Source organism: Curtobacterium phoenicis, assembly GCF_047238015.1.
Classification (GTDB): Bacteria; Actinomycetota; Actinomycetes; order Actinomycetales; family Microbacteriaceae; genus Curtobacterium.
Window position 1 is genome coordinate 3359873 of the sequence record NZ_JBDFLZ010000002.1, and the last position, 25559, is coordinate 3385431.

At 72.1% G+C, this 25559-nt stretch carries 28 protein-coding genes; 13 read left to right on the forward strand and 15 right to left on the reverse strand.

Features of this window, described 5'->3' with window-relative positions; translation table 11 throughout:
• The first annotated feature begins 6 nt into the window (after window positions 1-6).
• From ABC270_RS16020 to ABC270_RS16035, 4 genes are all read left to right on the forward strand, one after another.
• Window positions 7-1464, forward strand: coding sequence for an MFS transporter (locus tag ABC270_RS16020; protein ID WP_412881720.1), 1458 nt, complete (start codon window positions 7-9; stop codon window positions 1462-1464).
• 133 nt (window positions 1465-1597) lie between these two features.
• Window positions 1598-2221: an isochorismatase family protein gene (locus ABC270_RS16025; protein WP_412881721.1), complete on the forward strand. Its 624-nt coding sequence runs from the start codon at window positions 1598-1600 to the stop codon at window positions 2219-2221.
• A complete protein-coding gene (locus ABC270_RS16030) occupies window positions 2218-2844 on the forward strand; it encodes a TetR/AcrR family transcriptional regulator (RefSeq protein ID WP_412881722.1) in 627 nt (208 codons plus the stop codon). The genes ABC270_RS16025 and ABC270_RS16030 overlap by 4 nt, the downstream gene beginning before the upstream one ends.
• Window positions 2841-3692 (forward strand): GntR family transcriptional regulator, encoded by an 852-nt coding sequence (locus ABC270_RS16035; RefSeq protein ID WP_412881723.1) that lies wholly within the window; start codon window positions 2841-2843, stop codon window positions 3690-3692. Before ABC270_RS16030 ends, ABC270_RS16035 begins: the two co-directional genes overlap by 4 nt.
• 105 nt (window positions 3693-3797) lie before the next feature.
• Here the strand turns inward: ABC270_RS16035 and ABC270_RS16040 are convergent, their stop codons facing one another.
• Window positions 3798-4022, reverse strand: coding sequence for a hypothetical protein (locus ABC270_RS16040; protein ID WP_412881724.1), 225 nt, complete (start codon window positions 4020-4022; stop codon window positions 3798-3800).
• Window positions 4023-4328: 306 nt separating this feature from the next.
• Here ABC270_RS16040 and ABC270_RS16045 point away from each other — a divergent pair, with 306 nt between their 5' ends.
• Window positions 4329-4532, forward strand: coding sequence for a hypothetical protein (locus ABC270_RS16045; protein ID WP_412881725.1), 204 nt, complete (start codon window positions 4329-4331; stop codon window positions 4530-4532).
• 230 nt (window positions 4533-4762) lie between these two features.
• Here the strand turns inward: ABC270_RS16045 and ABC270_RS16050 are convergent, their stop codons facing one another.
• The gene (locus tag ABC270_RS16050; protein ID WP_412881726.1) at window positions 4763-5335 is read right to left on the reverse strand and encodes a hypothetical protein; all 573 of its coding nucleotides are present in this window, start codon (window positions 5333-5335) and stop codon (window positions 4763-4765) included.
• Between the two features lie 208 nt (window positions 5336-5543).
• On the opposite strand from ABC270_RS16050, the gene ABC270_RS16055 reads away from it, so the two are divergent.
• Window positions 5544-6446, forward strand: a complete 903-nt coding sequence (locus tag ABC270_RS16055) for a LysR family transcriptional regulator (RefSeq protein ID WP_412881727.1) — start codon at window positions 5544-5546, stop codon at window positions 6444-6446.
• A 45-nt stretch (window positions 6447-6491) separates the two neighbouring features.
• The gene (locus tag ABC270_RS16060) at window positions 6492-6899 is read left to right on the forward strand and encodes a DUF4259 domain-containing protein (protein ID WP_412881728.1); all 408 of its coding nucleotides are present in this window, start codon (window positions 6492-6494) and stop codon (window positions 6897-6899) included.
• A 114-nt stretch (window positions 6900-7013) separates the two neighbouring features.
• On the opposite strand, the gene ABC270_RS16065 is transcribed toward ABC270_RS16060, so the two are convergent.
• A complete protein-coding gene (locus tag ABC270_RS16065; protein ID WP_412881729.1) occupies window positions 7014-8063 on the reverse strand; it encodes a YeiH family protein in 1050 nt (349 codons plus the stop codon).
• Window positions 8064-8210: 147 nt separating this feature from the next.
• Between ABC270_RS16065 and ABC270_RS16070 the strand changes: the two genes are divergently transcribed.
• Together ABC270_RS16070 and ABC270_RS16075 are read left to right on the forward strand one after the other, a co-directional pair.
• The gene (locus ABC270_RS16070) at window positions 8211-8819 is read left to right on the forward strand and encodes a hypothetical protein (RefSeq protein ID WP_412881730.1); all 609 of its coding nucleotides are present in this window, start codon (window positions 8211-8213) and stop codon (window positions 8817-8819) included.
• A gap of 272 nt (window positions 8820-9091) precedes the next feature.
• Window positions 9092-9421, forward strand: a complete 330-nt coding sequence (locus tag ABC270_RS16075) for a hypothetical protein (RefSeq protein WP_412881731.1) — start codon at window positions 9092-9094, stop codon at window positions 9419-9421.
• On the opposite strand, the gene ABC270_RS16080 is transcribed toward ABC270_RS16075, so the two are convergent.
• The 3 genes from ABC270_RS16080 to ABC270_RS16090 form a co-directional block, all read right to left on the reverse strand.
• Window positions 9418-9978 carry a hypothetical protein gene (locus ABC270_RS16080; protein WP_412881732.1) on the reverse strand — a complete coding sequence of 187 codons (561 nt, stop codon included), beginning with the start codon at window positions 9976-9978 and terminating at the stop codon, window positions 9418-9420. The two genes, ABC270_RS16075 and ABC270_RS16080, sit on opposite strands and share 4 nt — an antisense overlap.
• An 89-nt stretch (window positions 9979-10067) precedes the next feature.
• Window positions 10068-10898: an ABC transporter permease gene (locus tag ABC270_RS16085; RefSeq protein ID WP_412881733.1), complete on the reverse strand. Its 831-nt coding sequence runs from the start codon at window positions 10896-10898 to the stop codon at window positions 10068-10070.
• On the reverse strand, window positions 10895-11815 hold the full coding sequence (locus ABC270_RS16090) for an ABC transporter ATP-binding protein (RefSeq protein ID WP_412881734.1): 921 nt from the start codon (window positions 11813-11815) through the stop codon (window positions 10895-10897). The genes ABC270_RS16085 and ABC270_RS16090 overlap by 4 nt, the downstream gene beginning before the upstream one ends.
• A gap of 323 nt (window positions 11816-12138) precedes the next feature.
• Between ABC270_RS16090 and ABC270_RS16095 the strand changes: the two genes are divergently transcribed.
• Window positions 12139-12600, forward strand: coding sequence for a DUF4383 domain-containing protein (locus ABC270_RS16095; protein ID WP_058726631.1), 462 nt, complete (start codon window positions 12139-12141; stop codon window positions 12598-12600).
• 158 nt (window positions 12601-12758) lie between these two features.
• Here ABC270_RS16095 and ABC270_RS16100 read toward each other — a convergent pair whose 3' ends face one another.
• Window positions 12759-14486, reverse strand: a complete 1728-nt coding sequence (locus ABC270_RS16100) for an APC family permease (RefSeq protein ID WP_412881735.1) — start codon at window positions 14484-14486, stop codon at window positions 12759-12761.
• 166 nt (window positions 14487-14652) lie between these two features.
• On the opposite strand from ABC270_RS16100, the gene ABC270_RS16105 reads away from it, so the two are divergent.
• Window positions 14653-15993, forward strand: coding sequence for a flavin monoamine oxidase family protein (locus ABC270_RS16105; RefSeq protein ID WP_412881736.1), 1341 nt, complete (start codon window positions 14653-14655; stop codon window positions 15991-15993).
• 219 nt (window positions 15994-16212) lie between these two features.
• On the opposite strand, the gene ABC270_RS16110 is transcribed toward ABC270_RS16105, so the two are convergent.
• The 3 genes from ABC270_RS16110 to ABC270_RS16120 all read right to left on the reverse strand — a co-directional run bounded on the left by ABC270_RS16110 (window position 16213) and on the right by ABC270_RS16120 (window position 19670).
• The gene (locus ABC270_RS16110; protein ID WP_412881737.1) at window positions 16213-17370 is read right to left on the reverse strand and encodes a Gfo/Idh/MocA family protein; all 1158 of its coding nucleotides are present in this window, start codon (window positions 17368-17370) and stop codon (window positions 16213-16215) included.
• Window positions 17367-18191, reverse strand: a complete 825-nt coding sequence (locus ABC270_RS16115) for a sugar phosphate isomerase/epimerase family protein (RefSeq protein WP_412881738.1) — start codon at window positions 18189-18191, stop codon at window positions 17367-17369. Before ABC270_RS16115 ends, ABC270_RS16110 begins: the two co-directional genes overlap by 4 nt.
• A 111-nt stretch (window positions 18192-18302) precedes the next feature.
• Window positions 18303-19670 (reverse strand): MFS transporter, encoded by a 1368-nt coding sequence (locus tag ABC270_RS16120; protein WP_412881739.1) that lies wholly within the window; start codon window positions 19668-19670, stop codon window positions 18303-18305.
• 155 nt (window positions 19671-19825) lie between these two features.
• Between ABC270_RS16120 and ABC270_RS16125 the strand changes: the two genes are divergently transcribed.
• Complete coding sequence (locus ABC270_RS16125) at window positions 19826-20410, forward strand: TetR/AcrR family transcriptional regulator (RefSeq protein ID WP_412881740.1); 585 nt, start codon at window positions 19826-19828, stop codon at window positions 20408-20410.
• Between the two features lie 28 nt (window positions 20411-20438).
• Here the strand turns inward: ABC270_RS16125 and ABC270_RS16130 are convergent, their stop codons facing one another.
• The 5 genes from ABC270_RS16130 to ABC270_RS16150 all read right to left on the reverse strand — a co-directional run bounded on the left by ABC270_RS16130 (window position 20439) and on the right by ABC270_RS16150 (window position 23233).
• On the reverse strand, window positions 20439-21245 hold the full coding sequence (locus ABC270_RS16130) for a DNA-formamidopyrimidine glycosylase family protein (RefSeq protein ID WP_412881741.1): 807 nt from the start codon (window positions 21243-21245) through the stop codon (window positions 20439-20441).
• A gap of 45 nt (window positions 21246-21290) precedes the next feature.
• Window positions 21291-21707: an NAD(+)--rifampin ADP-ribosyltransferase gene (arr, locus tag ABC270_RS16135; RefSeq protein WP_412881742.1), complete on the reverse strand. Its 417-nt coding sequence runs from the start codon at window positions 21705-21707 to the stop codon at window positions 21291-21293.
• Between the two features lie 2 nt (window positions 21708-21709).
• Entirely contained in the window at window positions 21710-21931 is a 222-nt protein-coding gene (locus ABC270_RS16140; protein WP_290133924.1) for a hypothetical protein, read from the reverse strand.
• Window positions 21928-22533: a TetR/AcrR family transcriptional regulator gene (locus ABC270_RS16145; RefSeq protein ID WP_412881743.1), complete on the reverse strand. Its 606-nt coding sequence runs from the start codon at window positions 22531-22533 to the stop codon at window positions 21928-21930. Before ABC270_RS16145 ends, ABC270_RS16140 begins: the two co-directional genes overlap by 4 nt.
• Window positions 22534-22687: 154 nt before the next feature.
• The gene (locus ABC270_RS16150; RefSeq protein WP_412881744.1) at window positions 22688-23233 is read right to left on the reverse strand and encodes a hypothetical protein; all 546 of its coding nucleotides are present in this window, start codon (window positions 23231-23233) and stop codon (window positions 22688-22690) included.
• 112 nt (window positions 23234-23345) lie between these two features.
• Between ABC270_RS16150 and ABC270_RS16155 the strand changes: the two genes are divergently transcribed.
• On the forward strand, window positions 23346-25421 hold the full coding sequence (locus ABC270_RS16155) for an ArnT family glycosyltransferase (protein WP_412881745.1): 2076 nt from the start codon (window positions 23346-23348) through the stop codon (window positions 25419-25421).
• The last annotated feature ends 138 nt before the right edge of the window (window positions 25422-25559 follow it).

Here is a 25559-nt window from a genome sequence, read left to right on the forward strand (position 1 = left end):
TGGCAGGTGCTCTGCGCGTCGAGTCTCAGCGTCGTCCTCGTCTTCATCTCCTCCAGTGCCCTGCTCGTCGCGCTCCCCGACGTCAGCGCCGACCTCGACGCGAGCGCCCTCCAGTCCAGCTGGGTCCTGCTCAGCTACATGCTCACCACCACGACCCTGATCCTCGTGTTCGGCCGCATCGCCGACCTGGTCGGTCGGCGTCGGCTGTACCTCGCCGGGATCCTCGTGTTCCTCGTCGCCTCACTCGCGTGTGGCTTCGCGCCCGACGCGACCCTCCTCATCACCGCACGCCTCGTCCAGGGCGTGGGGGCCGCGGCGATCGTGACGAACACCACGGCCCTGCTCACCGACGTCTTCCCCGAGTCGATCCTGTCGCTCGGCCTCGGTGTCAACGCGACGGTCGCCGCCGTCGGGCAGGTCGTCGGACCGATCGTCGGCGGGCTCGTCGCCGAGTCGCTCGGGTGGCGCTGGATCTTCCTGCTCGGCGTGCCTGTCTCGGTCGCCGGACTGCTGTGGTCCGTCCGGTTGATCCCCCGGGCAACCCGCAGTCGATCCGGGGAGCGGTTCGACGTTCCCGGTGCCGTGCTGTCGATCGCGACCGTCGGACTGCTCGTGGGCGCGGTGTCGATCGGCGGATCGTCGGGGTGGAGCAGCCCCGGAACGATCGCGACCGGCGCGAGCGCCCTCCTGATCGGTTGGCTGTTCGTCCGCACGCAACGCCGGGTCGCGCACCCCCTCGTCGACCCCGCGATCTTCCGCGATCGTGCGACGATCACGCTGTTCTCGGCCGCCGGGCTCTGTGCCCTCTCGAGCTACGCGCTCGTGCTCCTCTCGTCCCTGACGTTCCAGGCGGTCTCCGGCAAGGACGCGGTCGAGGCCGCTCTCTGGGTGCTGCCGACACCGATCGGCACGACCGTCGCCGCGGCGAGCGCCGGGGTCCTCGCCCGACGGGTGCCCGCCCGCACGCTCTCCACGATCGGCATGCTCCTCATCGCGCTCGGTGCTGCGGTGCTCGCTGGTTCGCTCGCCGACGACGGTGCCTACGCGGTGACCGCGGTCGGGCTCGGGGCAGTCGGCGTCGGCACCGGTGTGTTCATGACACCGAGCACGTCGGCGCTGATGGTCCGGGTGCCGGTGCACCGCCGGGGGATCGCGAACGCGATCCGCTCGGCGCTGCAGAACGCCGGCTTCCTGTTCTCCACCGCGCTCGGGCTCGCCATCGCGACGAGCGGACTGTCGGCGGCGCAGCAGGCCGCCGCCTACGACGGCAGCCTGCTCGCGCTGTCGCCGAGCGACGTCCAGGCCTTCGTCGACGGTGTCCGGGCCGCGGCGCTCACGTTCGCCGGCTGCGCCGTCCTCGGTGCGCTCATCGTCGCGTTCGGCCCGTTCGGCCCGCCAGACCGGGAGGCTCCGGTGCGGCCCGAGACGACGGGCCCGGTCCCCGAGGCGGGGGCGTCCGGATGACCACGACGCCGCCGGGACCGGCACGGATGGTCACGGCAGCCGCGACCACGCGCCGGTCAGCCGGCCGACACGGCGGGCCCGACCCGGGCCTCCAGGCAGACCCCACCAGACCACACGACGGGAGCAGGACCGCATGACCGACGACCACGAGGACTACGCGGCGGCCGGGTACACCGGTGCGCTGGAACCCGGACGGCGGGCGGCGCTCGTCGTCGTCGACCCGGTGACCGCCTACGTCGACCCCACCTGTGGGCTGTACGCGGGGGTCGAGGAACCGGTCGAGCGCATGCGCGAGCTCACCGCGGCGGCGCGGACCGCGGGCGTGCACGTCGCGGTGACGACGATGGCGCTGTCGGCCGACGGGTCGAACGCCGGGGTGTTCTTCCGCAAGGTGCCCGCGCTGGCGGCGTACCTGCCGGGTGCGCCGACCGGGGCGTTCATCGACGGGCTCGCACCGGAGCCGGGCGACACACTCGTCCCGAAGCAGTACCCGAGTGCGTTCTTCGGGACCTCGCTCGCGGCGGACCTCGTCGCGCGCGGTGTCGACACGCTGTTCATCGCGGGACTCTCCACGAGCGGGTGCGTGCGTGCGACGGCCACCGACGCGATGCAGCACGGGTTCGTCCCGATCGTGGTGCGCGAGGCCGTCGGCGACCGGCTGCCGAGCGTGCACGAAGCGAACCTGTTCGACATCGGCGCGAAGATCGGTGAGGTGTGGCCGATGGCCTGCGTGCTCGAGCACTGGAGCGCCGCGTGACCGCCGTCGCCCCGACCACGCCCCGCGGCCGACCACGGGACACCGGTGTCGACGAGGCCGTCCACGCCGCGTGCACGGCGATCCTCGCCGCCGGCGGCCCCGGCGACGTCACCGTGCGGGCCATCGCGGACGCCGCCGGGGTCGGCGCGGCGACGATCTACCGCCGGTGGTCGAGCAAGGACCTCCTGCTGACCGACACCGTCATCCGGCTGATGGAGGAGTCGATCCCGACCGTGCTGGACGCGCCGATCGACGAAGGGGTGCTCGGACTCACCCGGGGCTGGGTGCACGCGCTCGTCGCGACACCGGTCGGGCGGGCGCTGCCGATCATCGTCGAGCTCGCCGCCCACGAGCCGCGGGTCGCGGAGGCCGTCGCCGCGTGGCACCTCGACCGCCGAGTGCGGGTGAACGCGATGCTCCAGCGGGCGATGGACGCGGGGGTGCTCCGTTCCGACGTGGACCTCGGCATCGCCGTCGACCTGCTCGGCGGGCCGACGTTCTACCGGCGGGTGTTCGTCTCGCTCGACATCCAGGACCCGGACTACGCGGTCCGGCTCGCGCGGGAGTTCCTGCGCTGGGCCGGTTGGACCGGGGACATCGCAACAGTGGGGGTGGCCTCGTGACCGACACCGTGCCCGACCCCGAGTTCGCGCTCGACGAGCGCGACCGCGACGACTTGGTGCGCCGACCGACCCCGCCGTGGACCGACATGGGCGTCGGTGACGTCCAGCCCGGCCACTGGATCGGCTTCAACCGCCGCTCCGACGCCGCACGGCAGGTCTCGGACCTCATCCGCGCCGACATCGTCGCCGGGCGCTTCGCCGGGCCGCTCCCCTACGAGTGGGAGCTGCTCGACCTCTACGGGACGACGCGGAACGTCCTCCGCGCGGCGCTCACCCTGCTCAAGGAGCAGCGGCTCATCACCCGCGCACCGCGGTCCGGCACGTTCGGTGTCCGCCCGGTCGCGTCGGTGAGCCTCGCGCGCACGACCGACGAGGTGACGATCTACGGGGAGACCGCCGGCGGGAGCATCTTCGACTCACCGCGACTGAGCATCGTGCACCTCTGCGTGCAGCTCGTGCCGGCACCGGAGACGGTGCGGCGCAACCTCGAGATGGACGGTGACGCGGCGTACTTCGTCGAGAGCCTCATCTCGTTCGACGGGGAGCCGAGCCGGGTCCGGACGAGCTGGGTGCCGCAGGAGCGCTTCCCGGACCTGGTGTCCGAGCCGCTGACGGAGTACGTGCCGGACGTGCTCGTCCGACGCAGTGGTGAGCGTCCGGTCGCCCGTCGGCTCCTGCTCAGCACGGTGAACGCCGACCAGTGGACCGCCGATCTGCTCGACATCGACCCCGGGCAGGCGATCTTCCACATCGAGCGGCTCATGTGCACGGCCGACGGCACGCCGGTCGAGTACGGGTTCTCGCGGTACCGGGGTGACCGGGCGGTGATCGACTCGCGGGTCGTCTGACGGGGCGCGGCTGCGCCGCGAGACTGACGGACTGGAGGCCCGGATCACGTGAGCAGGTCTGCTCACGTGATCCGGGCCTCCGGTCCGATGCAGCCCAGGTGTGGCTCAGCCGTGCGAACCCCAACCCGCCCAGGCCTCGCACGCACGCATCTGCTGGAAGGTGCCACGGTAGGCGATCCCCTTGCACGTGTTGACGTTCGGGTACCAGCCGGTGCATTCAGCACCCTTTTCGTAGGCGCATTCCTTCGCCGAAGCCGGCGACGCACCGACCATCACCCCGCCGGCAATGAGCGCGATACCAGCGAGCACCGCCGCGATCTTCTTCTTCATCGAACGTCTCTTTCCTGTGATCCGAACAGCATGCACCGTCCGCCCCCCGCACGAAGCGCCCGACAGCATCGTGTTCTCCGGACGGAGAACCCCCAGCAAAACCCTCCGCACAATCGTCCACAGCGCTTCGGAATGTGGGTTGTGGAGCGAACGTGAGGGTGAGTATTGCAGCCTGCAACAGCAGCCCGGGTCATCCTCCAGGATGAACACCCCCGTCGATCGGCCACCGTCGTCCGTTGCGGAGTGGAGCCCGCGTGACGTCTACGATGAAAGGCCAAGCGGTATTCGACACCAGGGGGAAATGCAATGAACAACGTCAAGCGAGCGCTGGCAGGAATGGGGCTGGTCGTGGCACTGGCAGGGGCGGGACTCGTCTTGCCTGCGGCTGCGGCTCCGGCCCACGCCGGGCCGCTCGTGTGCCATTCGTGGACCGAGACCTACACCAAGAAGGGCTGCGACAAGAAGACGCAGATCTGCACGGCGTACATCTACCACCGGATCTGCGACTAGGACCGCGTCAGGGGTCGTTCGACATCGAGCGGCTCATGTGCACGGCCGACGGCACGCCGGTCGGTGCACGGGTTCTCGCGGTACCGGGGCGACCGGGCCGTGATCGACTCGCGGGTCGTCTGACGGGGCGCGGCTGCGGCCTCGAGACGGACGGGAGGCCCGGAGCACGTGAGCAGGTCTGCTCACGTGCTCCGGCCCTCCCGTCGGCGACTGCTGTGACGCTGTCCGCGTCAGTGGAACGCGACGATCGGGCCGCGGTCGACCGCGTTCGGCGTCAGTCGCACGAGTCGGTACTGCGAGTCTCCGCGGTAGGCCAGGACGACGGTGTGCGCGCCCCAGGTGTACGGGTACGCGCTCGTCCGTGGCGTCGCCGTCGCGGCCGAGAGGACGGCGGACCGCGCGGTGCCGCGGCCGGTCGACTCGTAGAGCGCCACCTCGTCCGGGGTGCTCCCGGTCGCCCCGGCGCAGGTCGTGTCGACGAGCCAGGACGTGTGGCCGTCGCCGCGCAGGTCGCCGACGGCGGTCACGAGTGACGCGAAGTCGCCGCTGCAGATCTCGAGGCCGGGGTGGCTCGCGCGGTACACAGCACGCGTGAGTCCCCGCACCGAGTCCGTCGAGCGGTAGTGGTCCTGGCGACCGGGCTTGGGCGGCTGGGCGGCGTGCGCCGCGAGGACGCGCGCAGCGGCGGTGTGCGCCGTGGTGTCCTGCGTCGACGCGGCCTGCGCGGAGGCCGTGGTGACGACCCCGCCCAGGACGGCGACCGCCGCCGCCGATGCGAGGAGTGCGCTGGTGGAGAGCTTCATGGTGCTCGTTCCCTTCCGTCCGCCGGGTCGTTCGCCCTTCGGGACACCACGGACGGTAGGGACCGTCTGTCGCAGGGCCGTGGCGGCCGTGCTCGTGCGCCAGCGCCTCCGTGGCTGGCGCCGCGACCGTGTGCGGTCCGGGCTGTCACGAGACCGTGACGCGAGCTGCTCCGATCGTCCCGCTCACCGCCGGAAGTAGGGTCGACCCGTGGCCCGCACCGAACTCGACGCCCTGCAGGTCGTCGTCGCCGTGCACGCCGGTGGCAGCATCGCCCGGGCAGCGGCAACGCTCGGAACCAGTCCGCAGGCGGTCTCCGCACGGCTCCGACGGATCGAGGACGCGCTGGGATTGCGGCTGTTCGATCGGACCTCGACCGGGGTCGAGCCGACCGAGGCCGGCCGGTCGGTCGCCGCGTGGTCAGCTGAGGTGCTCGCGGCGGCGAACCTGTTCGACGAGCGGGTCGCGGACCTCCGTGCACCCGCTGCTCACCGGGTCCGCATCGCGGCGTCCCTGACGATCGCCGAACACCTGGCCCCGGCGTGGATCGTCGAGGCCGCGACGACCGGCGTCGCCCGCGTGGAACTCTCCGCGATGAACTCGGTCGAGGTCGTCGCGCGCGTCCGAGCAGGCGAGGTCGACCTGGGCTTCGTCGAGACGACCGACGTGCCCGCTGATCTCCGGACGCGGGTGGTGGCGCACGACGAGCTCGTCCTGGTCGCCCCGCCAGGGCACCCCTTCGCCAGCCGTGCCGCCGTGCCGATCCGGCAACTCGCCGCGACACCGCTCGTCACCCGCGAGGACGGATCGGGTACGCGCTCCTCGTTCGAGTCGCTCGTTCACGAGCACGGCATCGACGCCGTCGCGGACCCGGCGCAAGTCGTGGCGAGCACGGCCGCGGTCCGCGCGGCCGTCGTCCGCGGGGCGGGTCCCGCGGTGTTGTCGGTGCTCGCGGTGCGGGACGACCTGGCGCTCGGACGGCTCGTCCGGGTCCGCATCGCTGACGCACGACTCGTCCGGCCGCTCACCGCGGTCTGGCGGGGCGGGCGGGCCCCGTCAGCGACAGCCGCGGCGTTCGTGGAGCTCGCCGCGCGGACCCGGTCGTCGGACTGAGTCGGGGTCGGCGAGCTCTCGCTCCGGTCGTCGTACCCTCGCGGTGTGGGAACGTGGAGCGCTGAGCCGGTCGGGAACGACACGGCGGCCGACTTCGTCGGGGAACTCGACGGCAAGAGGCGGTGGACGGTCGTCCAGGCGGCCTTCGAGCGCGTGGCTCGGAGCCCGCTCCCGCTCGACGCCGACGTCGCCGCCACGGCCATCGCGGCGGCAGAGGTCGTCGCGCACGGACTCGGTCGACCCTCGCAGACCGACGCCTACACGGAGGGCATCGCGCGGTTCGTCCACCGGGCGCGCAAGCCCAACCGACGGCTCGCGGACCGAGCCGCGCGGGCGGTCGAGGTCGCCACGCTGCCGGACGGCGAACTCGCGGAGTCGTGGGAGGAGACGGGGACGAACGAATGGCAGGAAGCGAACGCACGCCTGCTTTCCCGGCTGCGAAACGGTGGATGACGTCGCAGTGCGTCGCCGTCCGGCAGCACCATCGGCTCACGATCGTCCAGCTCACGGAAGGCCCGCTGGAACGCAGCGGCCGAGATCTCGACGTCCACGACCGTCCCCTCGCGGTCAGAGCATCCCGAACGCCGCCTGCACCCCGAGGCTCGTCCCCGCCACGAGCGCCCACAGCACGATGCCGAGCAGCATCGGGCGGAACCCCGCCCGACGGAGCGCGCCGAAGTCCGTCGACACCCCGATCGCGGCGAGCGCCACGGTGATGAGGAACGTGGCCACGGTCGCGAACCCCGGGGCGGCAGCCGCGGGCAGCACCCCGACGGTCCGGAGCAGCACGACCACGAGGAACCCGATGAGGAACCACGGCACCAACCGGAACACGGTGACGCCCCCGGCGCGACCGGTGCCGTCGCCGGACGCGAGTTGCTCGCGGGCAGTGCGCCGCGCCTCCAGGCCGGCCAGTCCGACCACGATCGGGATGATCATGAGCGTCCGGACGAGCTTCACGACGACAGCAGTGTCGGTCGCCTGGCGACCGTAGACCGTGGCGGTCGCGACCACCGACGAGGTGTCGTTGACTGCGGTGCCGGCGAAGACGCCGAAGGCGTGCTGCGACAGGCCCAGCGCGTGTCCGAGCAGGGGGAACAGGAAGACGGCGGCGATGTTGCAGAGGAAGATCGTCGACATCGCGTAGGCGACGTCTGCTCCGACGGCGCCGATGACCGGGGTGACCGCGGCGATCGCGGAGGCACCACAGATCCCGGTGCCGACGCCGATCAGCGTCCGAAGGGTCGACGACACCCTGAGCGCGCGGCCGATCAGCCACGCCCCGACGAGGCACACGACGAGGGTCGTGAGCATCACCGGCAGCGTCTCGGCGCCGATGCGCAGGACCGCCCCGATCGAGAGCTGCGCACCGAGCAGGACCACAGCGGCCTGCAACACCCGGCTCGACGCGAACTTCACCCCGGGAGCCAGGGGGCCGAGCGCACCGTCGGACCGTCGGCGGACGAGCCAGCCGACGAGTGCGCCGAGCACGACCGCCGGCACCGGTCCGCCGACGACGGGCACGAGGGTGGCGACGACGGTCGCGACGATGCCGATCACGACGGCGACGACGACGCCGGGCAGGGCGGGGCGGACGGTGGTGAGGGTCGGTGGCACCGTCCCAGCATGGTCGTGTGCACGCACCGTCGCCAGCAGCGTGCCGTTGTGGCGCCGCAACGGCGGGTTGCGGCGGACGCGGCACGGAGATCAGCTCGGAGGCACGAGGCGCGGCCACCGCACAGCGCACGCGGGCAGGATGGCCGGGTGGAGTACGAGGCCGACCGGTGGGTGCAGCGGCTGCGGGACGGTGTGGCACCACCACGGTGGGGACTCATCGTCGCGGTGGTCCTGCTGGTCGTGATCGGGGGCGGGTCACTGGTGCTCGAGGTCCCGCACCTCGACTGGTTCACGAGCGGCCACCGCCGCCTGTCCTTCCTCCTGCTCCCGCTCGTCCTGCTGGCGTGGGGCATCTGGATCGCCGTCGGGTCCCGCTCCCGCGGCCGGTCGGACCGCCGGACGCTCGCGCGCATCCGAGAGCACGGGCCGGTCCGGTTCCACCTCCCCGTCGAGCCGGTCGGCGATCCCGCCCCGACGATCTGGACCGTGGACGGGCACGGACTGCACGGCTGGACGCCGGACAGCGCCGGGCCCGTGTCCGACCTGGCGTGGGACGACGTCGACCACATCGACCTCGTGACCGAGGATCGCCGCGGACAGCGGGTCGACGTCGCGCTCCGCACCACCCGGACGGACGACCGGGTGCTCGTGCTCCTCCCCCGCACGGCGCTCGGCCGTCCGTACACGGCGGGGCAGGTCAAGCTCGACGTCCTGATGCGCGTGCTGCGTTCCCTGCGCCGAGAGCGCACCCGCTGACGGTCCGGGCGGGTGGCTCCTGCACGAGACTCGGCGTCAGCGACACTCCTCGCAGCCGTGAGCATGAGCAGTGTCGCTCGTCGCGAGACGTGTGCGCCGCACCCCGAGTCGCGCGTGCCGCTCGGGCTCTCGACGATCGTCCGGACGGCGCGGAACGGGACAGATCGTGCACGGATCGTGACGTCCTGTGAGTCCTCGACGTATCCTTGACCTCCGGAAGCAACGGCGGTTCCGCGTCCCCACCCCGATCCCTCCAGCACGAAGAGCTTCCCGTGTCCGAACACCGCATCGAGTACGTCGCCCGCGACCGCACGGGCATCACCGCCGTCGTCACGACCACGAGCGTCATCGACGTCGACACCGTGATCCGCAACATCAGCGCCGGCCACTCCGGGTACTACGTCGCCCGGAACTGGAAGCGCACGCCGGTCCGGAGCCTCACGTCGTTCGGCGGGGCGTACCTCTTCGCGAACTGGGACGGGTCGAAACGGAACATGCTGCACGACCTGGCCTTCCCGAATCACACGCGTGCGGTGCCGCTCGCTCCTCGGCGGCCGTCGCGCTTCCGCGAGGCCCTCGCCGCGGTCTTCGGTCGCCGCTAGCGCCGTTCGTCCGCGGCGACCGTCGCGCCGCCGAGGGACCGTCCGAGCACACGCTCCGCGCCGCGGAGCTGCCGCAGCGTCATGACGAGCGCGACCGTGAACATGATCGCGGCGAGCACGAAGAGCCAGCGCCACGGCTCGTCACCGGACGCGTTCGCAGCTTCCAGCACGATCACGCCCGTGAACACGAACACCGAGGTCCGCGCCTGCGCGAGGATGCGACGCGCGGTGACCTGCACGAGGTCTTCGCTCCCGGCTGGCGGTTCGATCCGGCCCGCCGCCGCTGCACCGACGCGCCGTCGAGTCCTGCGGTCGAGCGCCCGCGACCCCGCCGGGAGCGAGACGCCGAAGCGACCTCGGCCCATCGCGGTCAGACCCACGACCAGTGCGGTCACCATGGCAGCGAGGCCGACGAGCAGGAAGACGAAGCGCACGGTGTCCAGCGGGTCGCCCGTCGGCGCCAGCCGCAGCACGACCGCCAGCACGATCGCGAGCACCGCCACGACCAGGCTGCCGACCTCGGCCCACCGCGGCAACGCCCGCACCGGTTCGTCCATGACGATCAGTCAACCGAAGTGGCCCGCGACGCGCGCACACCGTGCCCGGCCGAGCGGCCGCCGAGTCGAGCAGCCGCCCAGCTGACCCGTCAGACGTCGCGGGAGCGCGCCGCGGCGAGGGCGATCGCGCCGACGACGACGACCTCACCCGCGAGGACACCGAAGCCGCCCCAGCCGCCCAGGTGCAGGCCGTCGCCCTGCTGCCCGCCCGAGTCGAACGTGTACAGCTGCGCTCCCGCGGAGGACGGCAGGAACTGCGAGGCGTCGATGATCCACTGCTGGTTGGTCAGGCCGCCGATGATCTGCACGATCGTCGGCAGGACGAGCAGGATGCCGAGCGTGATGGCGATGCCGCCCGCGCTCGACTTCACGAGCAGCCCGATGCCGAACGCCAGGAGCGCGACGAGCGTCACGTAGACCGACGACCCGAGGATCGGCATGAACACCGCCGGATCGGCGAGGTCGGGGCGGATGTCCCGGCCGGCCTGCAGCGCGGTGGTGATCGCGACGCCGATCCAGGTGGCGACGGCGCTGACCACGAAGGTCGTCAGCGCGAGGACGAACGCCTTGGCCAGCACGACGCCGGTGCGCCTGGGATCCGCCGTGAAGGTGGACCGGATCTGCCCGGTGCCGTACTCCCCGGTGATGATGAGCACGCCGAGGACCCCGACGACGAGCGCGGTCAGCGACACGCTGGCGGCGCTGACCTGCACGATGAGCTCGTTCGCCACGGCGGTCGGAGCACCACGCTGGACGCCGGTGTCGACAGCGCCGAGCAGGTACGCCATCGCGAGCGTCAGGACGACGACGATGGCGTAGCACCAGACCGTCGACCGGATGCTGCGCAGTTTGATCCACTCGCTCCGCACGAGTCGTGGGAAGGAGAGGCTCGTGGAGCGGGGCATGGTGACGGCGCTCATCGGACGCCCTCCGATCGGTACTCGACGTCGTCGCGGGTGAGCGCCATGTAGGCCTCCTCGAGGCTGGCGCCCATCGGGGTGAGCTCGTGGATCGGCGCGCCGACCTGGGCGGCGACGTCACCGATGCGCTGCGCGTCGGGTCCGACGACAACGAAGGCACCGTCCTCGCGCGGGGTGATGGTGGACGCGGCGGAGCCGAGGGCGCCGAAGAGCTGGTCCGGCGCGGGGGTGCGGACCAGCACGCGGCTCCCGCCGCCGTTGCCGCCACCGGCCACGAACTCGGCGATCGGGGCGTCGGCGAGCACCCGGCCGCGGCCGAGGACGACGACGCGGTCAGCGGTCTGCGCCATCTCGCTCATGAGGTGGCTGGACAGGAAGACCGTGCGGCCGTCGGCGGCCATGCGCCGCGCGAGCTGCCGCACCCAGAGCACGCCGTCGGGGTCGAGCCCGTTGACCGGCTCGTCGAGGATGAGCGTCTTCGGGTCGCCGAGCAGGGCCGCCGCGATGCCGAGCCGCTGCCCCATGCCGAGCGAGAACCCGCCGACCCGCTTCTTGGCGACGGCGTCGAGGCCGGTCATGTCGATGACCTCGTGCACCCGGGCCTTGGGGATCCCGTGCGTCGCGGCGAGGGCGAGCAGGTGGTTGTACGCGCTCCGCCCGGAGTGGACCGCCTTGGCCTCGAGCAGCGCGCCGACCTGCCGGAGCGGGTCGGAGAAGCTGCGGTAGGGGGCGCCGTTGACCATCGCCCTCCCCGAGGTGGGGCGGTCGAGGCCCATGATCATGCGCATCGTCGTGGACTTGCCCGCGCCGTTCGGCCCGAGGAAGCCGGTGACGCTCCCGGGTCGGACGACGAACGAGACGTCGTTCACGGCGATCTTCTGTCCGTAGTGCTTGGTGAGGTGCTCGACTTCGATCACGCAGCCAACGCTAGGGGGACGCTCAGGCCATGCGCGTCCCCCGTGCGACGGAGATGCGGTCGATCTGGTGCATCCCCAGAAGGAGGGGCAGGAGTCCACTGAACGCAATGACTCGAACCGGATCCACAGGCAACCTGCAGGCTGGATCGGCACAGGGCCTCCGGGAGCACGACGGCGCAGCAGCCGGAACCACGGGAGTCCCCATGGACTCCTCCAAACCGCCGGATCGTCCGCTCCGAAGAACCTGTGCGACTGGGACAGTTCCGTGGCGACTCCGCCCCGGGCCCATCGAGTTCGAACCCACCGTTCGGAAGGACCGCACCATGACCGCACACACCTCACCCGCCCGCACCGGCTTCGCCGCCACGCTGACCCAGAAGGTCGCGCTGCTCTTCGGCGTCGTGTTCCTGCTCGTCGGCATCGCCGGCTTCATCCCGGGTCTCACGATGGACATGGGCTCCATGTCGATGGCCGGCCACGGCTCGATGGCGCTGCTCGTCGGCGTCTTCCAGGTGTCCGTCCTGCACAACATCGTCCACCTGCTCTTCGGTGTCGTCGGTGTCATCGCCGCCCGTTCGCACGTCGGCTCGCGCAACTACCTCGTCATCGGCGGCATCGTCTACTTCGTCGTCTTCATCTACGGCCTCTTCACGGCCGGCATGGCGACCGGTGCGAACTTCGTGCCGCTGAACAGCGCCGACAACGTGCTGCACCTCATCCTCGCGGTCGCGATGGTCGTCCTCGGCCTCGTCGTCCCGCGCATCGGAGCGCGCACCGCGCGCTGACGCCGTCCCGGCGGGTCGGGCGACCGACCCGCCGTGTGCGGCCGCTCGGATCAGGGGTGACCGCATGACGGCCTGGAGGCCCGGTACCAGCTGGTACCGGGCCTCCAGTGCGTCAGGTGGTCACGTGTGCCGCGGGGCGGACGCGCTGCACCGGACCCTCAGTCGTCACGTCCGTCGCGCCGCGACCGCGTCCGTCGGAAGCGCTTGCCCGTCTCCTCGTCGACCGCGACGCTGCCGGTCGGCAGGTTCGACATGTCCGGCGCGATCACGGTCGGCTCTCGGCCGGAGTCCGGCAGGCCCATGGTCCGGATGCCCTCGGGGGTGTCGAGCACGAGCACCGGGGTCCGCGCGGTCAGGGTCCGACCGGCGAAGAAGTCGGGTGACCGCACCCACCAGACGACCATGAGCACGACCCCGATGAGGATCGCCCCGATGCCGACGACGGCGACGGCCCCGATGCCGAAGATCGTGACGTCGTGCCCCGCGTCGTCCTGCAGCCAGTCCGGCTGGGCGAACTGCACGAGTCCGTAGACGAACGTCACGGCGAGCGTGAGGCCACCGATCAGCGGCACGACTCCGCGCATGACCGCGTTCCGGACGCTCGAGAACAGCGAGCGGCGGTACACCCAGACGCACGCGAAGCCCGTGAGCCCGTAGTAGAAGGCGATCATCAGGCCGACCGACCCGATCAGTGCGGTGAGCAGGTTCGTCGAGATGACGGTGAACAGCACGTAGAACCCGATCGACGCGAGCCCCATGCCGATCGTCGACCACGTGGGTGTGAGGAACCGCTTGTGGATCCGGGCGAACTGGGTCGGGATCGCCTTGTACGCCGCCATCGAGAGCGCGGTGCGAGCCGTCGGCAGGATCGTCGTCTGCGTGGACGCCGACGCGGAGGTCAGGATCGAGAACGCGAGCAGCGCCATCGCGGCGTGACCGATGAAGGAGTCCCCGAAGAGCGTCGGACCGATGGCGGAGAACACGTCGTCCGCGTTCGTCTGCGACCCGAGGCCGATGCCCTTCGTGCCGACCCCGGCGAACGCGATCGCGGCGATCGACACCAGTGCGTAGATGACGAGCAGCAGCACGGTGCTGATGACTGCTGCGCGACCGGGGGTCTTCTCGGGGTCCTTCGTCTCCTCGTTGAGCGACACCGCGGTGTCCCAGCCCCAGTAGATGAAGATCGCGGTGAGCATGGCCGGCGCGATCACGGACCCGAAGTCCATGCCGCTCGGCCACAGCCACGAGAGCGACGGAGTGATCGATCCCACGACGCCGTGCCCCGTGCCGACCCGCACGAGAGCGACCGATGCGAACATGACGAGGACCAGCACCTCGACGCCGAGGAGCACGTACTGCAGGCGGGCCGAGACCTCGACCCCGACGTAGCAGATGACGGTCATGACGGCGATCCACAGCACACCGGCCACCGTCGACCAGAGGGTGCTGCTCCCGAGCGCGCTGATCGCCGGGTCGTTCGTCACGGTCCCGACGAAGGTGTACCCGTAGGAGCCGGCGATCTGCGCGAGGTTCGCCATCACGATGACGTCCGCGGCGATGATGCCCCAGCCGCCGAGCCAGCCAGTGACCGCTCCGAACGCGCGGGTCGCCCACGTGAAGGTCGTGCCGCAGTCCGGATCCTCCTTGTTGAGCTCCTGGTAGGCGACCGCGATCATCCACATCGGGATGAACGCCAGGAGCATGATCGCCGGCGCCTTCACCCCGGCGAGGAGCGCACCCCCGCTCGCGACCACCAGGCCGAGGCTCGCGGCGAGGCTGTACGCCGGCGCTGTGGACGAGATGCCCATCACGACGCTGCCGAACAGGCCGAGCGCGCCCGTCCGCAGGCCCTTGTCGACCGTCGTCGTGTCGGTGGCCGCAGTCACCACTCCGCCGTCTCGCATGACCAGCCACCTCTCGGATGTGCCGCGCGACGGATTCCGTCGCGGATGATCCACTGCACCGTGGATCCGAGCACCGAAACTAGCGCTTCGCGACGAGATCCGCACTACCCTGTGATGATCGTGATCCGTCACGGAGAGGAGCACCAGCGTGCACACCACCTCATGGGACGTCGTCGTGGTGGGCGCGGGAGTGGCCGGGCTGACCGCGGCCCGACTGCTGCAGGACGCTGGTCGCCGGGTCGTCGTGCTGGAGGCCCGCGACCGCATCGGCGGCCGGGTGCACACCGAGCGGGTCGGCGGTCGGGTCACGGACCTCGGCGCGTCGTGGATCCACGGGGTCGACGGCAGCGCGGTCGCGGAAGCGGCGCAGGCGTTCGGGCTGCCGACCGTCGAGTTCACCGTCGGCGGCTACCAGGTGGACGGCCGACCGATCGCGTACCACGCACCGGACGGTCGCCGCATGACGGACGGCGAGGCCGCACGGTTCGCCGCCGACGTGCACGCGGTCGACCGGACCCTCGTGGACGTGATCGCGGCGTCGGCCCCGGCGGACTCCTACCGCGCGGTCGTCGAACGGGCGGTGGCCGCGCAGGGCTGGGGTGCCGACCGCGCCGAGCGGGTGCGTGAGCACCTCGAGCACCGGAGCGAGGAGCAGTACGGGGTCGGCGCGGACGAGCTCGCCGCGCACGGCCTCGACGACGACACGATCGAGGGCGACGAGGTCGTCTTCCCGCACGGGTACGACGAGCTGCCCGCGCGCCTCGCCGAGGGACTCGAGGTCCGGCTCGGGCACGCCGTCACCGCGGTGTCGCGGGGTGTCGGAGGAGTTGTCGTCACGGTCGACGACGGCGCACGCTCCACGCCGTTCGCCGCGGGCAGCGCGGTCGTGACCGTGCCCGTCAGTGTGCTGCAAGCGGGCACGATCACGTTCGACCCGCCGCTTCCTGATCGACACCGGGATGCCCTCGGCCACCTGCGGATGAACGCCTTCGAGAAGGTGGTGCTGCGGTTCCCGGAGCGGTTCTGGGACGAGGACGTGTACGCGGTCCGGCAGCTCGGTCCCGAGGGATCGTGGTGGCACTCCTGGTACGACCTCACCCTGATCGACGGCGAGCCGACGCTGCTGACGTTCGCGGCGGGGCCGGCGGGGCGGGCGATCCGCGGGTGGTCCGCCGAGCGGGTCGCCGCGTCGGTGCTCGACCAGCTGCGACGGCTGTACGGCGACCGGGTGGCCGCGCCGACCTCGGTGCTCGTGACCGCGTGGCAGGACGACCCGTGGGCGCTCGGGTCCTACGCGCACATGCTGCCGGGGTCGACCACTGCCGACCACGACGACCTCGCGGAGCCGATCGACGGCGTGCTGCACCTCGCGGGTGAGGCGACGTGGACGGACGACCCGGCGACGGTGGCGGCGGCGCTGTACTCGGGGCACCGCGCGGCAGAGCGGGTACTCGGTCGGCCGGTGCCGACCCAGCGGCTCTGGGCCTGACCGGCGCGCGGTCGCGCTGTCCGGGCGGGCGACCGCCAGCTTCGCCGAGACTCGGTCGGGCGGACACTTCCGCGGCCCCGTACCCACGAAGGAGTCGGTGGAGCCGAGACTCGGCGCGCGGACCGGCAGGCCGAGCGCCGTGACCACCAGACGGGAGCCCTGCTCACGGTCCGCGCGAGGCGGACGTGCGCAGGGCCTCCAGTCCGTGATGGTGGGTCGTCAGACCCCGGCAGCCACCGTGTCGAGCGTGGCCGCGAAGGGGTCGAAGTCCTCGGGGAGCGACGCGATCGGCGCGACGGTCGACTCGACGTCGACGAACGCGCGGCGCTCGACGGACTCCTCCACGGCGACCATCGTGTCGAGCACGTGGTACCCGACCTCGCCCGTCGCGACGTGCGCGCCGCCGCCGCGGATCGCCCGCGCCATGTCGAGGACGCCGAGCCCACGGCCGGCGGTCGGTTCCTCGTCGAGGACGGTCTCCCACTCCTGCTCGACGGGGAACGAGACATCGGCACCCAGCGGCCGTGCGATGCGGATCGAGTGGCCGCCGCCGAAGGTGTTCGGGTCGGGCAGGACGATCGTGCCCTCGGTACCGTTCACCTCGAAGACGCCGTGGCGGAACAGCGGGGTGTCGAACGAGAGCAGCGACTGCGCGGTGCCGCCCTGCTCGAACGACGTCAGGACGGAGAGGTGGGTGGGTACCTCGACCGGGAACTCCTGGCCGGCGTTCGGGCCGACGACGAGCTGGCGGGTGTCGCGCGACTTCGAGCCGGTGGCCACGACCGACGCGATCGGGCCGAGCAGGTGCACGAGGGCGGTGAAGTAGTACGGCCCCATGTCGAACAGCGGACCGGCGCCCTCCGCGTAGAGGAACGACGCGTTCGGGTGGAAGACGTCGGGGCCCTGCCACTGGAAGCTCGTGACCGCGGTCAGCGGCGTCCCGATCGCACCGGCCTCGATCGCGCGCTTGGCGGTCTGCCACCCGGAGCCGAGGACGGTGTCCGGAGCGATGCCGAGCCGCAGTCCGAGCGACTCCGCGAGGGCGACCAGACCGGCGGCGGATCCGCGGTCGACCCCGATCGGCTTCTCGCTCCACACGTGCTTGCCGGCGCGGAGTGCGGCGGTCGAGACCTCCACGTGCGTCGCCGGCAGCGTGAGGTTGACCACGATCTCGACGTCCGGGTCCTCCAGCACCGAAGCGCCGTCGCCGGACGCTGCGACGCCCCACTTCGCAGCCGACGCCGCCGCGCGCTCGGTGTCGATGTCGCCGATCCGGACGACCTCGACGTCGGGGAACCGCGTGAGGTTCGTGAGGTACTGCTCGCTGATCATGCCGGCGCCGATGAACCCGACGCCGACCTTCCCGGTGCGGGTCATGCGGACACCGCCTCGGTCTCGACGGCGTTCAGTGTGGCGTCGAGCCAGCGGTAGGACTGCTCGACCCCGTCGAAGATCTCCCCGTCGAAGCCGTCGAACTCGATGACGGCGTACTCGAGCGCAGGGGCAGCGGCGATGGCCTCGGCGAGACGGACGTCGCCCTGGCCGGCCGGGGTCTGGTCGGTCGGGATCGAGGCGGTGGAGATCCCCTCGTGCATCGGCCCGTCCTTCACGTGCACGGCGACGACACGGTCTCCGAGCTCCTGGATGAACGGGACGAGGTCGATGCCGGCCGCCGAGGCCCAGTACAGGTCGAGTTCGAGCACGACACGGGGGTCTAGCAGCTCGGCGAGCACCTGGAGCGCGGGCTTGCCGTCGATCCGCGGCCGGAGCTCGTGGTCGTGGTTGTGGTAGCCCACGCGCATGCCGTGCTCGGCGGCCTCGACGGCCGCTTGGTTCAGCCGGGCGGCGACGCGCTCGACGCCCTCGCGGGTGGTCCACTCGTCGGCTCCGACGAACGGGTCGATCACGATCTCGAGACCGAGCTCAGCGGCCTCCGCGAAGGTCTCGGCGTGGGACGGCGCGGTCATCACGGAGCCGTCGGGCAGCGGGATCTCCTGCTGCACGAGGAAGGCGTGACCGGTCTTCGCGCTGATGCCGTGCGCGTCGAACGCCCGCTTGAGCTCGGCGGAGCGACCGACGAACGCGAAGGCCTCGACGGTGTCGAACCCGATCTCGGCGAGGCGGCGGACGCCGCCGTCGAGGTCGGGCTCCAGCGCGGCGTTCACCGTGTAGAGCTGCAGGGAGATGGCGGGTGCCATGGTGGGTCCTTTCTGCCCGCGTCGTCGCGGGGTCGCGGTGACGGCCGGGAGGCGCGACCCGCGTTGCGGACGCGGGTCGCGCCTCCAGGGCGGTCTCCTTGCGTGTCCGCGCTACTTGACGGACTTGATGGGGAGGATGACGAGGGCCCCGAGCAGGACCGCGACGCCGGCGCCCCAGAGCATGAGCGTGTAGTTCTGCCCGCCGCCGATGCCGAGGAGGAAGAGACCGACGGCCGGTGCGAGCGACTGCGGCAGTGCGTTCGCGATGTTGATGACACCGAGGTCCTTGCCGGGACGCTCCGGGTCGGGCAGGACGTCCACGACGAGCGCGGTGTCGATCGCGGCGTAGATGCCGTAGGCGAAGCCGAGGACGATCTCCGCGAAGTAGAACCCGCCGACCGAGTCGACGTGCGCCAGGATCACCAGGCCGACCGCGGTGAGGGCAGTGGAGCTCCAGACGAAGACCTTGCGGCGCCCGAGGCGGTCCGACACCCAGCCGGAGAGCGCGGCGCTGGCGAGCAGGGCGACGGTGTAGAGGAGCACACCGAACGCGACGACCGCCACGGCGTCCTTCTGCGCGAGACCGATCCGGTCCTGCATGTAGAGGAGGCGGTAGGTCGTGAACATAAACGTGCCGAAGGTGATGAGGAAGCGTCCCCACCACGCGAGCCCGAAGTCGCGGTGCGTGATCGGGTTCGTCCAGAACGAGCTGATGAGGTTGATCCAGCTGAACGGCTTGATCGTCGTCGTCGGCAGCTCGTCGCGGGCGACGAACGCGTAGATCAGGACGGCGATGATCGCCAGGACGCCGGGTGCGATGAACAGCAGCGGCAGGTTGCCGACGAGGTAGACGGCCAGGTAGAGGCCGGCCAGGATCGCGATGTTCTGCGCGAGCGCGATGACGCTCGACGCCTTGCCACGCTGGAACTCCGGCACGTTGTCCGCGAAGCTCGCAGTGAGGGTGGCGAGCACCGTGTTGGCGGCGATCTGCGCCAGCAACCACCCGAGGGTGAGCTGTAGCACGCTGTCCGAGAACGCGATCCAGGCGAGAGCGCCGACGAAGACGACGACACCGCCGACCATGTAGGGGCGGCGACGCCCCCAGCGGGTGCGCGTGCGGTCCGAGATCGCGCCCAGCAACGGGTTGGCGAACAGGGCACCGAGGGCACCGAACGGCAACACCGATCCGACGACGGTCTCGGGGCTGCTCGGGTTGAGCTGCTCGGCCTTGATCGACATGCTCACGAAGACCGGGGTGAGCAGGGCGACGAACAGGCCGAACTGGGCGAAGCTCAGTGCCCAGAGGTAGCCGCGACCGACGCGGACCGCGCTCACGGCCTGCGTGATGCCCTCGACCGAGAACGCACGCGATGCCGCTGCCGGGTCGGCGCTCGTCGCGCCGGCGGCCGCGGTGACCGGCGGGGTGGCGGTGCCGGCGAGACCGGGCTTGGGTTCTTCCTTCGACGTCGGTGTCGACATGACTCCTCCTCGAGCCACAGGGGCTGGTGCCCATCTGAATACCTAGTGCTGGTAGGTGACGGTGACAGTAGCATCCAAAACCTCCGCGTGGAAGTTTTTCGAGTGATTGTTTCGCGGCGCCGCGCTCCTCAGCTGGCGCGCCGTAGCCTGGACCGGTGAGTTCCACCGGGGGAAACGGCGTCCGCGGCCCGTACGCCAAGGGGGTCCAGCGACGGCAGGAGATCCTCGACCGCACGCTCGACGTCGTCGCGACGCGCGGGATCGACGGCGCGTCGCTGCGGGCGATCGGCGACGCGATCGGGGTCTCCCACGCGGCGCTCCGGCACTACTTCGCCTCGCGCGAGGCCCTCTTGATCGAGGTGCTCCGGCAGCGCGACGCCGACTCGGTCGCACGGACGGCGGGCATCGACGGGGTACTTCCTCGGATGGCCCACTCGGCGGACCACAACGCCAGCGTGCCCGGGCTGGTCACCATGTACACGACGCTGCTCGGCGCGTCGGTGGAGCCCGGCAACGAGGAGGCCCGGGCGTTCTTCACGCAGCGTTTCGAGACGGTGCGGGCGGACCTTGCGGCGCAGCTCCGGGACGAGCTCGCGGCGTCGGGGCGGTACTCGGACGCCGACCTCGAGCAGGTGGCGTCGCTCATCATCGCGGCGTTCGACGGGTTGCAGGTGCAGTGGCTGCTCGACCGGAGCATCGACATCGCGGGGACGTTGCGGTTGCTCGAGCGGGTGCTCTGAGGCGGCAGTTCGCTCGGGCCGCCGTTGATCAGCGCGTCGTCGGCGCCGGCTGGCACCGGGGACACCACCACACCCGCCGCGCGGGCGACCCCGCCACCTCGACGTCGTCGCGCGCCCGCACCCGGGTCCCGCACCGGAGGCACGGTCGCCCGGCTCTCCCGACGACCCAGTGTCGCTCCCCGCGTCGCAGTACCCCGGTCGTCACCTGGTAGGCGTCCGGCACGGTCGCCGAGTGCCGCAGCATCCGGCGCGCCGTGTCGAGGGCCGGCGCGACGTCGACGTCGCCGACCGGACGGTCCGGGTGGACGCCGCGGACGAAGCAGAGCTCGTTCGCCCAGAGGTTCCCGAGGCCCGCGACCCGGCGCTGGTCGAGGAGGACCGCCCGGATCGTCGCGTCCGGGTCGCTCGTGCAGCGGCGGACGGCTTCGTCGCGGTCGAAGTCGTCGTGCAGGAGGTCGGGACCGAGGTACCCGACGACGCGGGACTCCTCGGCGGTCGGCACGAGCTCGACGACCGGCAGGTCGATGCCCCACACCGTCCGGCCGTCGTCGAGCGCGAGTCGCACGCGGGCGTCCCGCGCCACGCGGAGCGGCAACCGTCGCCCGGGGGCGGTCACGGTCCACGAGCCCTGCATCCGCATGTGCGTGTGCAGGGTCGTGCCGTCGTCGAAGCGGGTGAGGAGGTGCTTGCCGTGCGTGGCGTGGCCGCTGACGCGCTGCCCACCGAAGGCGTGCCCGGCGTCCGGGCCGCCGCGGAGTTCACCGGCGACGACCAGCGCCTCGTCGACTGTTCGGAGCCGCACGGCGAGCCGGTGGACGGAGTCACCCTCGGGCATGGTCGCACAGTACGTCCGACGACCGACAGCGACCGCCGTCGGACGTCAGTTGATGATCTCGGCCCGGTCGCGCTGCATCGTCGCCAGCCGCTCCCGCCACGTCTCGAGCGCCTCGGGCGTCAGCCGTGTCCAGTCGTGGACCTCGCGCACGATCCGGAGCGGCGCCGTCGTGCGGTACGACCGCGTGGGGTTGCCGGGGAACTTCTTGTCGGTGACGTTCGGGTCGTCCTCGAACGCTCCGGTGGGCTCGACCTCGTAGACGTGCGGTTCGCCGGCGCCGGCGAGCAGGACCGCGAGCTCCGCGGCGAGCCCGCCGCCGTCCGGGAGCGCCGTGAAGTAGACGTGGTTCATCACGACCTCGGGGCGGTAGTTCGACGGCCGGCCCGCGACGAGCAGGTCGCCCTCCTGCAGCGCCGCGAGGGTGCCGTGGAAGAACGGGCCGGTCTCGTCCGATGCCGCCACGGTCAGTCCTGCGGCCGGAACACGGCGATCGGCGGGCCGTCGTCGCCCGGGTCGTGCGTCTCGTCGGTGGCGACCCAGGTACGGCCGTCGTGCTCGACCGACTCCGGCAGCTCGCCGCGCACGAGCAGGCGGACGGACGGCTCGTCGCCGTCGACGAGGTCGATGCCGTACGCGTCCGGCTCCTCGGGTCCGGCGGCCGGGTTGTCCCTCACGAACTCGCTCATGCGCCCAGCGAACTCCCGCGCGGCCGGGAATCCCCCGACCGTCCGAGCAGCGCCGCCACCGCCTCGACCACGGCCTGCCGACGTCGTTGCGGGGCCACTGCCGCGACCGACCCCTCGGCCTCGGGCGCGGTCTCCGCCCAGAACACCGCCAGGTGCTCGACCAGCCCGAGCAGCACGGCCGGGCGGAAGGTCCGGGGCAGCGCGCCAGCTCGCTGTGCTGCCTCGACCGTGGCGACCGCATCCGCCCGGGCGCCCGCGAGCGACTCGACCGGACGGCCCTCGAGCCGGTGCCAGGTCAGGAGCCGCGGCACCCACGGCCGACGGGTGTAGGCGTCGTGCAGACGACCGGCGTACTCGGCCAGGTCGCCGACGTCGAGCGGGGCCTCGGCGGCGAGCTCGGTCGCGGTCTGCTCGAGGAGTGCCTCGTACAAGCCGTCCTTGCCGCCGAAGTAGTGGAACAGCTGGGCCTTGTTGCTGTCGGCAGCGGCGGCGATCCGCTCGACCTTCGCCCCGGTCACCCCCTGCGACGCGAACTCGTCGCGGGCCGCGTCCAGGAGTCGTGCGCGGACGGCGTCGGCCGGCGGTGGCGTGAAGCGGGGCATGGACCCACGCTACCGGTGGGCGCGGCACGGTCGACGGTCAGACGCGGGAGACGGCTCCACGAACGGCGTCGACCGCGGCGCTGACCGCGGCGTCACGGACCCGACGGATCGTCCGCGGACTCCGGAGCGGCCGCTGCGCCGGAGCCGGTGGGGTTCACCGCGGCGAGTCGACGACCCAACCGCCCTCGATGGAGTTGTCCGACCGCTCGAGGTCGCGCACCGCGCTGTGCACCTCCGCGTGGAACGAGCCGAAGAGCCCGGGGAAGGTCGCGCTCCCGGCCTCGCCGGTGCCCGCGAACGTGACGCTGGTCGATGCACCGGGTGCGATGGGGTTCAGATGGCAGACGACCAGGTGCGCGGCGGTGTCGACCGAGCAGTGCGCGGCACGGGGCCGCGCGACGTGGACGTCGACGTAGCCGCCGTCCGTCGGCTGCGCCGGCTCGACCGGCTGCTGGTAGGCCCACCTGAGGGTGACCGAGGTGGCCCGCTCCGTGCCGTCGTTCGACACGTGGAACCGGTACACGACGGGAGCGCCGTCGTTCACCTCCTGGTCCGCGTCGACGGTCAGGTGCAGGTCGACGCCCGAGGGCCGGGTGTCGGCGGAGGCAGCCGCGACGGGACTGATCTGCGCGACGAGTACCGCCGCGAGGACGACAGTGCTGGCGAGACCGATGGTGTGGCCAGGACGTGTGGACAGCATGCCGCGGACCGTACGCCGCACGCGCCCCACCCGGACCCCACCTGAACGAACCCGCTGCCGGAGCCGGGCATATCCCCGGCTCCCTCATCGACGGACGCAGCACATTGCCGTCATGACCATGCCCGATCGCACCGGCGCGCGACCCGCCCGTTGGCTGCACCAGCCGCGCCGCCAGCTCGCCGCCCTCGTCGCCGTCGTGGTGATCGGTGCCGTCCTGACGAGCTGGAACCTCGCGCGGGGCGGCGACTCGGACTTCTACGCCGCCGCCGCGCGCTCGATGTCCGAGTCCCTGCCGGCCTTCCTCAGTGGCTCCTTCGACCCGGACGCGACCGTCACGCTCGACAAGCTCGCGGGCTTCGCGATCCCCCAGGCGATCAGCGTGCACCTGTTCGGCATGTCCACCGCCGCGCTCGCGCTGCCGCAGGTCGTCGAGGGCGCGGTCACGACGGTCGCGGTGTCGGTCGTCGGACTGCGGTGGGCGGGCGCCCGCGTCGGGCTCGTCGCGGCGGCCCTGGCGGCGGCCACCCCGATCTTCGTGTCGATGTTCGGCCACCCGATGGAGGACGGCCTGCTCACGATGGCGCTCGCCGTCGCGCTGGTCTGGTGGCAGCGGGCGGCGCTCACCGGGCGCTGGTGGCCGCTCGTCCTCGCGGGGCTGTTCGTCGGCGTCGGCTTCCAGGCGAAGATGTTGCAGGCGTGGTTGGTCGTCCCGGCGCTCGTCGTGGGCACCGTGGTCGCGCTGGCGGTGCCGGGTGCGCGGTGGCGTCGGACGATCGGGCACGTCGCCGTGCTCGTCGCGTCGACGCTCGTCGCGAGCCTCGCGTGGTCGGTCGTCGTCGAGTTGCTGCCGACGGCGGACCACCCGTACGTGGACGGCTCGACGGACGACAGCGTGTTCGCGATGGTCTTCGGCTACAACGGCGTGGACCGGTTCCTGCCCGGCGCCTGGCCGGGCGCCGTCAGCGCCCTCGGCGGCGCCTTCGCGCGCGCCGGCGCGCACCTGACCCACGGAATCCACGCCTTCGGAGGCGGGCCGCGACGCAGCGGGACGACCCTGCTGCAGCTCTTCTCGCCGCGCTACGCCTCACAGGTGGGGTGGTCGTGGCCCGCAGCGGTGGTGGGGATCGGGATCGGTGCGGTCCGCTGGTGGCCGCGTCGCGCCGGCCGGGAGGCCCGTCCCGCCTTCGCGGCGCTCGTCACGGTCGTCGTGTGGCTGGCCACCGCGCTCGTGGTCCTGTCGGTGATGCGCCTCCCGCACACCGCGTACGTGGCCGGCATCGGCGTCCAGCTCGCCGTGCTCGGGGCCGTCGGTTGGTGGGGCGCGGCGTCACTCGTCGACGCGTCGGACCGTCGGCTCCGGATCGTCCCGGTCGGGCTCCTCGTCGTGCAGGGTGCGTGGTGGGCGTGGCTCGCGCGGTCGTCCGCTGAGCCGACGATGCTCGGCGCGGTGGCGGTGGGCCTGACGATCGTCGCGCTCATCGCGTTGATCGTGCGCTGGGGCGGAGCGTCGGTGCGGCCCGGCGCGCGGGGACGACGGGCGACGACGGCCTTGCTCGTCGCGGCCGTGATCGCAGGACCGGCCTGCTTCTCGTTGCAGGCGCTCGACGCGGCACGGGACGGCAGCGGCGGCGACGCGTCGGTGGGAGCGGGCACCGGGGCGTACGCGTTCGGTGGTCGCACCCCGGAGCGGGCGTTCGCGCTCGCCCGACAGGGGATGGCCGGGGCGGACCGGAGCGTCGTGCTGCACTCGGCGTTCCACGTCTCGGTGCCGGACGTCTGGGGCGGTCACCCGTCGTTGTCGGCGAGCGAGGCCTCCCTCGTCCGCACGGCCGAACAGGACGGTGGCGGTCGGGACGGGCGTCCGCTGTTCATCACGGACTCGTGGCGCATCTCGGCGGACGTCATCGGCGACACCGGGCGCGAGGTCCTCACCGACGGCGGCTTCTCCGGCCAGGTGCCGGTGTTCACCGCGGCCCAGGTCGAGCGGCTCGTCGCGACCGGGACCGACCGGCTCGTCGTGGTCGCGTCCTCCGCCACCGCCTCGGACCCGGTCGTCCAGGCGACCGACGCCCTCGGCTGCACGACCGTCCGGCACTGGGGTCCGTCCGACACCGCCGGGCACGGCTCCGGCTCCGGTCGGGGCGGCTTCGACGCCCAACCCTCCTTCACACTCGAGCGCTGCGGCTGAGCGCGGGCTGCCCGCCCTCGGCAACGCCCCGTGCGGCCGAGCGGCGCCCACCGGAACCGAGCCGCGCCTCCAGGGCCGTGACCGGGGGACACCGGTCCCAGCTGGCCGGGTGCCGGACGGAGCACGCTGCGGAGCGAC